This is a genomic window from Streptomyces milbemycinicus (assembly GCF_002154605.1).
Classification (GTDB): domain Bacteria; phylum Actinomycetota; class Actinomycetes; order Streptomycetales; family Streptomycetaceae; genus Streptomyces; species Streptomyces milbemycinicus.
Map to the genome: position 1 here is coordinate 1 of NZ_MUNE01000643.1, position 6,717 is coordinate 6,717.

Below are 6,717 nucleotides of genomic sequence, written 5' to 3' on the forward strand. Positions count from 1 at the left end.
ACCCGCATGTACCGCACCGGCGACCTCGCCCGCTGGAACACCAACGGCACACTCGAACACCTCGGCCGCACCGACACCCAAACCAAAATCCGCGGCTTCCGCATCGAACCCGGCGAGATCGAGGCCGTCCTGACCGCTCACCATGCGGTCGACCAAGCCGCTGTCGTCGTACGCGAAGACCAGCCCGGCGACAAGCGCCTCATCGGCTATGTCGTACCGGCCGACAAGGAAGCGGCGGCCCTGGACACCACCGAAGTACTAAACCTGGCCAAGGACCGGCTTCCCGACTACATGGTGCCCTCCGTGCTCGTCGTGCTCGAGCGCCTGCCGCTGACGCCCAACGGAAAGCTCGACCGGAACGCCCTGCCTGCCCCGAACCACACCGCGTCAGCCTCCCGGCGTGCCCCGCGCACACCGCGCGAGGAGACGTTGTGCGCGCTGTTCGCCGAAGTACTCGGGATTCCCGAAGTGGGCATCGACGACGACTTCTTCACGCTGGGCGGGCATTCGCTGCTCGCCACCCGGCTGGTGAGCCGTATTCGGACCGTTCTGGGCGTCGAACTCGCCATCCGGGCCCTGTTCAAAGCACCCACTGTCGTCGGTCTCGGTGAACATATCGACGCATCCGCCGCCCAGCCGACGCGACCGAAACTGAGGCCCATGCGGAGGCCGGAGCAATAGTCGCGTCAGCGTCAGCGAGCCCCCGTCCTCATCTGCAGGCCGATGCAGGCGCCGTGGGACGGGTCATGAGATTCTCGAAATAGGAGACATCGCAGTGGAAGTGTCGGGCAAACGCCACTATTCCTTGGTGTGTTCGTGTTGCAGTAAACAGTATGCGGATGACGGGGTGATGCTCACCTGCCCCAATGGCCATGAGCCCGCGCTGCTCCAAACCGAATACACCGAGAACAACTTCACACCGGTACAGGAAGACGAGGGGATATTCCGATACCGTCACTGGCTGCCGGTCGTCCGGGAGATCCCGGGCTCCGGGCGCCCTGTGGTGTTCCGGAGCGAGCGGCTCTCCCGCCTGGTGGGGATTCCCGACCTCTGGGTGGCGTTCAACGGGTACTGGCCGGAACGTGGCGGGCATCTGGAGACCGGGACCTTCAAGGAACTGGAGGCGTATACGGTTCTCGGCAGGCTGCCGGAGGATCCCGTGGTCCTGGTGGTGGCCTCGGCCGGCAATACGGCTGCCGCCTTCGCCTCCGTCTGTTCCCGCTATGGGCAGCCGTGTCTGCTCATCGTGCCGGAGGTCGGGCTCGGTCGGTTGAAGCTGCCCGAAGTGCTGCACCCGTCGGTACGATTGGTCGTTCTGGAAGACGCCGACTATGCGGATGCCATCGCGCTGTCCGAGGCGGTGGGGAAGTTGACTGGCTTCCAACTGGAGGGCGGTGTAAGGAATGTCGGGCGCCGCGATGGGCTGGCGACGGTGATGTACTCCGCCGTGGAGGCCATGGGCGAGCTGCCGGACTTCTACTTCCAAGCCGTCGGCAGCGCCGCCGGTGGTATCGCGGTCCACGAGGCCGCGAAGCGCTTGATGGCGGCGGGAGCCCCCTCGAACGCGTCGAAGGAGGGGCTGCCGCGGCTTTTTCTGTCCCAGAACGAGTCATTCGCCCCCATTCACAGGGCGTGGCAGGCCGGTCAGCGCTTCCTGGTCCGCGGTTCTGTGGAGGACGACAAGCGCGCTGTGCGGCGTGCGTTCGCTGATGAGCTCACGAACCGGTTTCCGCCCTACGCGGTTCATTCCGGGGTCCATGACGTGCTTGTCGAGAGCGACGGCGATGTCCTCGCGGTCGATGGTAAGTCGGCCCGTGCGGCCAGGGAGATGTTCAACGACATCGAGTCGATCGATATCGAGCCGGCATCTGCCGTCGCCGTTGCCTCGCTCCTCTCTGCGGTGCGGGAAGGGAGAATACGGCGAGACGCCTCCGTTCTCCTCAATGTGACCGGCGGTGGGCGGGCGAGAAGGGCGCGGGATCACTCGCCGATTCAGGCCGAACCCAGTCTGCGCATCGCGTCCCTGGGGCCTTTAGAGGAGGCGGTAAATCAAATAGCGGGGCTCTTTTCTGTTGATCTTCAGATTTCCTAATTGAGGCCAGTCAAAACACCTCCAAGGAATCCTCAAGGAATCAAGGAGCGCACTTCCCATGACTGATGGCACCACCTCCACCACGCCTGCTACCTTCACCACCCCCAGCACAACAGCGGCAGCCCTCGGCGGCGACTCCGGCCTGGCCGGGCTGACCCTGGACCACATCGAATTCTTTGTGACCGACGTCGAGGCGACAGTGAGTGAACTGTCCACCGGTTACGGACTGGAGGTGCTGGTACCGCCGACCCGTGGCAGCCGTAGGGGCGATCACCGGTCCGCGTTGCTGGGACGGAACCGTATTCGGCTGCTGGTCACACAGGCCCTCTCCGATGACCACCCCGCGCGGGCCTATGTCGAGCGACACGGCGACGGCGTCGCCGATATCGCTCTGTGCGCTACGGACGTGCGCGCCTCGTACGCCGAGTTGATGGCGAACGGGGCCGTGGAGGTGGCGCCGCCGCGGGAAGAGGACGGCTGTGTGACCGCGGCGGTGGGCGGCTTCGGGGATGTGATCCACACGCTGGTGGAGCGGCGCCCCGGCGTGCCGGTCGACCGCCTTCCGGGGCTGCCCGAGCCACGCCCCGCGACCGCCGAAGAGCTGACGTCCGACGACCCGGTCGGGCTGTTGAACATCGACCACTTCGCGGTATGCCTCCCGCTGGGCGAGCTGTCGGCGGCCATGAGGTTCTACACCGATGTCTTCGACATGCCGGTGGTCTTCAAAGAGCGCATCGAGGTAGGCCCGATGGGGATGGACTCGGCCGTGGTGCAGAGCCGTTCGGGCGAGGTGACCTTCACACTGATCGAGCCGATGCCGGGAGCGCGAGCGGGGCAGATCGAGAGCTTCCTCGCCGATCACGGCGGGGCCGGGGTCCAGCATGTCGCGTTCGCCACGGACGACATCGTGCACAGCGTCGGCACGATGGGCGGCCGTGGCGTGCCCTTCTTGAACACTCCGGCGACGTACTACGATCTGCTCACCGCTCGGCTGACGCCGCTGCGCCATTCGGTGGAGCAACTCCGGGAGTTGAGTGTGCTGGTGGACGAGGACCACGACGGTCAGCTCTTTCAGATATTCAGCCGTTCCGTACATCCTCGGGGGACGCTTTTCTTCGAGGTCATCGAGCGTATCCGGGCCACTACGTTCGGCAGCAACAACATCCGGGCGCTCTACGAGGCGATCGAGCTGCAGCGCGCGGCGGCGGCGAAGGAGCAGGCGGAGTGACCAAGCTCCCCGCTGACCAGGGGTCAGGTGACCGCGCGGGGGCGCGGTCGCCCGATTCCGTTTCAGCCGCCCTTTCCGTGGCCGATTTCGCGGAGCTCGCGCGCACGGTGCTCAGCGTCGAGCTCTGGGACTGGCTGGAGGGCGGCGCGGGGCGGGAGCGGACACTGGTCGGTAACCGCGGCGCGTTCGACCGCGTCGCGGTGGTGCCCCGTGTGCTCGCCGATGTGTCGTCCTGCGACCCGGCGTGTTCGCTGGTGGGCAGCCCGGCGGCGCTGCCCGTGGCCGTGGCGCCCATCGCGTATCAGCGCCTGTTCCACCCCGAGGGCGAGCTTGCGGTCGCACGGGCGGCGGCGGACAGCGGGGTGCCGTATACGGTGTCCACGCTGAGCAGTGTCCCCATGGAGGAGATCGCGGCCACCGGCGCCACCACCTGGTTCCAGCTCTATTGGCTACGGGACAAGGGCGCCGTCCTCGACCTGGTCCAGCGTGCCGAGGCGATCGGGAGCGAGGCGCTGGTCCTGACCGTGGATGTGCCGGTCATGGGGCGGCGGCTGCGCGATATGAGGCACGGTTTCGCGCTGCCGCCGACCATCCGGGCCGCCAACCTGGACGGTGGGGCCATGAGCAGTGCGCATGAGCGCGTAGAGCGCGGCTCGGCCGTCGCCGCACACACCGCGTCAGCTTTCGCGCCGTCGTTCACCTGGCATGACATCGAGTGGCTGCGGGAGCGCACCGGGCTGCCTCTCGTGGTCAAGGGGCTCTCCCATCCGGCCGACGCGCTGCGCGCGGCCGAGCTCGGGGCAGCCGCGGTGGTGGTGTCCAACCACGGAGGGCGGCAGTTGGACGGGGCCGTGCCCACCGCCGTGGCGCTTCCCGGTGTCGTGGAGGCCGTGCGGGGCGCGTTCGGGGAGAGCTGTCAGGTGCTGGTGGACAGCGGGATCCGGGGCGGGGCCGATGTGTTGGGCGCGATGGCGCTGGGCGCCTCGGGGGTTCTGCTGGGCCGTCCCGTCATGTGGGGGCTCGCCGCCGGTGGCGAGGCGGGGTGTGCGCGTGTCCTGTCGCTGCTGGGGGAGGAGTTCCGGCACGCCATGGCCCTGGCGGGGTGCGCCGATCTGGCCGCCGTGGCCCGGCTGCGGACGACGACCATGCCATGCCACTGTGGGGGTGACCACCAATGACCGATTCAGCTGCCCGCGCCATCGATGTCCGCGCGGCCGATGTCCGCGCGGCCGAAGTCCACGCCACCGGTGTCTGTGCCACCGACATCGGTGTCGGCGATGTCCACGACGTACGGCTGTCGCAGCTGCACGGCTCGCTCGCGGATCCCGCGATGGCCTCGATGAACTTCCTCAACGAAGTGGCCATCCGGTTTCCGAACGCCATCTCGTTCGCGGCCGGGCGCCCGAGCGAGGAGTTCCTGGACTTTGCCGAAGTCCACCGCTACGTGGATGTCTTCATCGACCATCTGCGCCGCGAGCGGGGCATGACCGAGGCCGAGGCGAAGCGGACGGTCCTTCAGTACGGCCGGACCAAGGGCATCATCCATGAGCTGGTCGCCAGGCATCTGGAAGTCGACGAGGGAATCTCGGTCTCCAGTGAGTCCCTGGTCATCACGGTCGGCTGCCAGGAGGCGATGTTCCTGGTGCTGCGCGCCCTGCGCACCGGCCCGCAGGACATCGTCCTCGCGATCTCTCCCACGTACGTCGGGCTGACGGGCGCGGCGCGCCTGGTCGATCTCCCCGTCCGGCCGGTCCGCGGGGGCGAGCGGGGGATCGACTTCGACGATCTGGGCGCGCAGATCGCCGAGGCCCGTGCCGCGGGCCTGCGGCCACGCGCGCTGTACCTCGTACCGGATGTGGCCAACCCGACCGGCATCAGCCTGGATCTCGAGGCGCGGCGGGAGCTGCTGCGGGTGGCCGAGGCGGAGGATCTGCTGCTGCTGGAGGACAACGCGTACGGCGTGTTCGCCGGAGAGGGCAGGCTGCCGTCGTTGAAGTCGCTGGACACCGGGCGCAGGGTCGTCCGGCTCGGCTCGTTCGCCAAGACGGTGCTGCCGGGGGCGCGGGTGGGCTACGCGGTCGCCGATCAGCGTGTGGTGGACGAGAGCGGCGGCACCTCCCTCCTCGCCGACCATCTCTCGACCATCAAGAGCATGCTCACGGTGAACACCTCGCCCTGGGCGCAGGCCGTGGTCGGCGGGGCGCTGGTGGAGCACGGCTACAGCCTGCCGGCTGCGAACCGCCGGGAGATCGACGTCTACCAGCGCAATCTCCGACTGATCCTGGAAGGGCTTGCTCGCCGCTTCCCGAGTGATCCGGCGGGGCCCGTGATCTCCTGGAACACCCCCACCGGCGGCTTCTTCCTCACCCTGACCGTCCCCTTCCGGGCGGATGACGAGCTGCTGGAGTACTCCGCCAAGGAACACGGCGTGTTGTGGACTCCCATGTCCCACTTCTACGGCGGTGACGGCGGATACGAGCAGATCCGTCTCTCCCTGAGCCAGCTGACCCCGGACACCATCGACGTCGGCCTGGACCGGTTGGCGTCCCTGGTACGGGAGTGTGCCGCGGCGCGGTGACCGGGCCCCTGCGCCCGCTCACTGCGCCCACGTTCAGTGCGCCCACGCTCAGTGGGCCGCCCGTACCGGGCCCAGGGGCGGGGGCTCGCCCGCGAACGGATCCGGAGACGGACCCGGGCCCGAGCCCGGGGCCATCTCCGGCAGCCGCGCCGTGGCCAGCCCCGCGAGCAGGCCGGCCCCGGCGGTCACCTCCGGGAAGCTGAGCGCGTTGCCGAAGGCCGACTCGACGGCCAGAGCGGTCAGGGCCGCGGCCGCCGTCAGGACGGCCGGTGTGCGGCGTGGCGAGCGCCACAGCGCGTACAGCAGCCAGCCGAAGGCCATGCCCAGCAGGGCGAGGCCCGGCAGCCCCTGGCCGACGGCCTGCTGCAGCGGGGCCGAGTACGGCGTGTCGTCCGTGGCGGCGGGTGACTGCTGGGCGGTGGGGCTCAACTCGCCGAACCGGTCGGGCCCCGCTCCGCGCAGCGGTCCGTGTTCGGCGATCTGGACGGCGTCGTGCCACAGCCGCACCCGGTGTTCGCCCAGCCGGTCGCGCAAGGGTGCCGAGAGCGCGCCGGGGAGGGCGTCCTCGGCCGTGGCCCAGCAACCGCCGACGGCCACCGCCGCGACCAGGGCCAGCCCGGCAAGACCCGGCAGCCGGCGGCGGGTCCGGGCAACGGCGAGCGAACACAGCAGCACCAGGGCCCCGGCCACACAGCCCACCGCCGAGCCGGCCACCAGAGCCATGGCCGTGATCGCCACCGCCAGCAGGCGCAGCGCCAGCCGGAGCGCGGCCGACCGGGCGGCCCAGGCCGCGCCACAGGCCGCCCCGACCGCGAGCGT

The 6,717-nt window shown here is 69.2% G+C and carries 6 protein-coding genes; 5 read left to right on the forward strand and 1 reads right to left on the reverse strand.

Translation table 11 applies throughout. The features are described from left to right. The 5 genes from CCN51_RS41270 to CCN51_RS41290 form a co-directional block, all read left to right on the forward strand. Positions 1-681, forward strand: a 681-nt coding sequence (locus CCN51_RS41270; RefSeq protein ID WP_143676054.1) for a phosphopantetheine-binding protein, incomplete at its 5' end; no start/stop codon positions are given. Between the two features lie 94 nt (positions 682-775). Next, positions 776-2,092 carry a cysteate synthase gene (locus CCN51_RS41275; protein WP_238545280.1) on the forward strand — a complete coding sequence of 439 codons (1,317 nt, stop codon included), beginning with the start codon at positions 776-778 and terminating at the stop codon, positions 2,090-2,092. 58 nt (positions 2,093-2,150) lie between these two features. Further along, on the forward strand, positions 2,151-3,320 hold the full coding sequence (hppD, locus tag CCN51_RS41280; RefSeq protein ID WP_014173726.1) for a 4-hydroxyphenylpyruvate dioxygenase: 1,170 nt from the start codon (positions 2,151-2,153) through the stop codon (positions 3,318-3,320). 77 nt (positions 3,321-3,397) lie between these two features. Next, complete coding sequence (locus CCN51_RS41285; RefSeq protein WP_055414111.1) at positions 3,398-4,498, forward strand: alpha-hydroxy acid oxidase; 1,101 nt, start codon at positions 3,398-3,400, stop codon at positions 4,496-4,498. Beyond that, positions 4,495-5,898 (forward strand): aminotransferase-like domain-containing protein, encoded by a 1,404-nt coding sequence (locus tag CCN51_RS41290; protein WP_014173724.1) that lies wholly within the window; start codon positions 4,495-4,497, stop codon positions 5,896-5,898. The genes CCN51_RS41285 and CCN51_RS41290 overlap by 4 nt, the downstream gene beginning before the upstream one ends. Before the next feature lie 48 nt (positions 5,899-5,946). On the opposite strand, the gene CCN51_RS41295 is transcribed toward CCN51_RS41290, so the two are convergent. Next, positions 5,947-6,717, reverse strand: a 771-nt coding sequence (locus CCN51_RS41295; RefSeq protein WP_086860733.1) for an O-antigen ligase family protein, incomplete at its 5' end; no start/stop codon positions are given.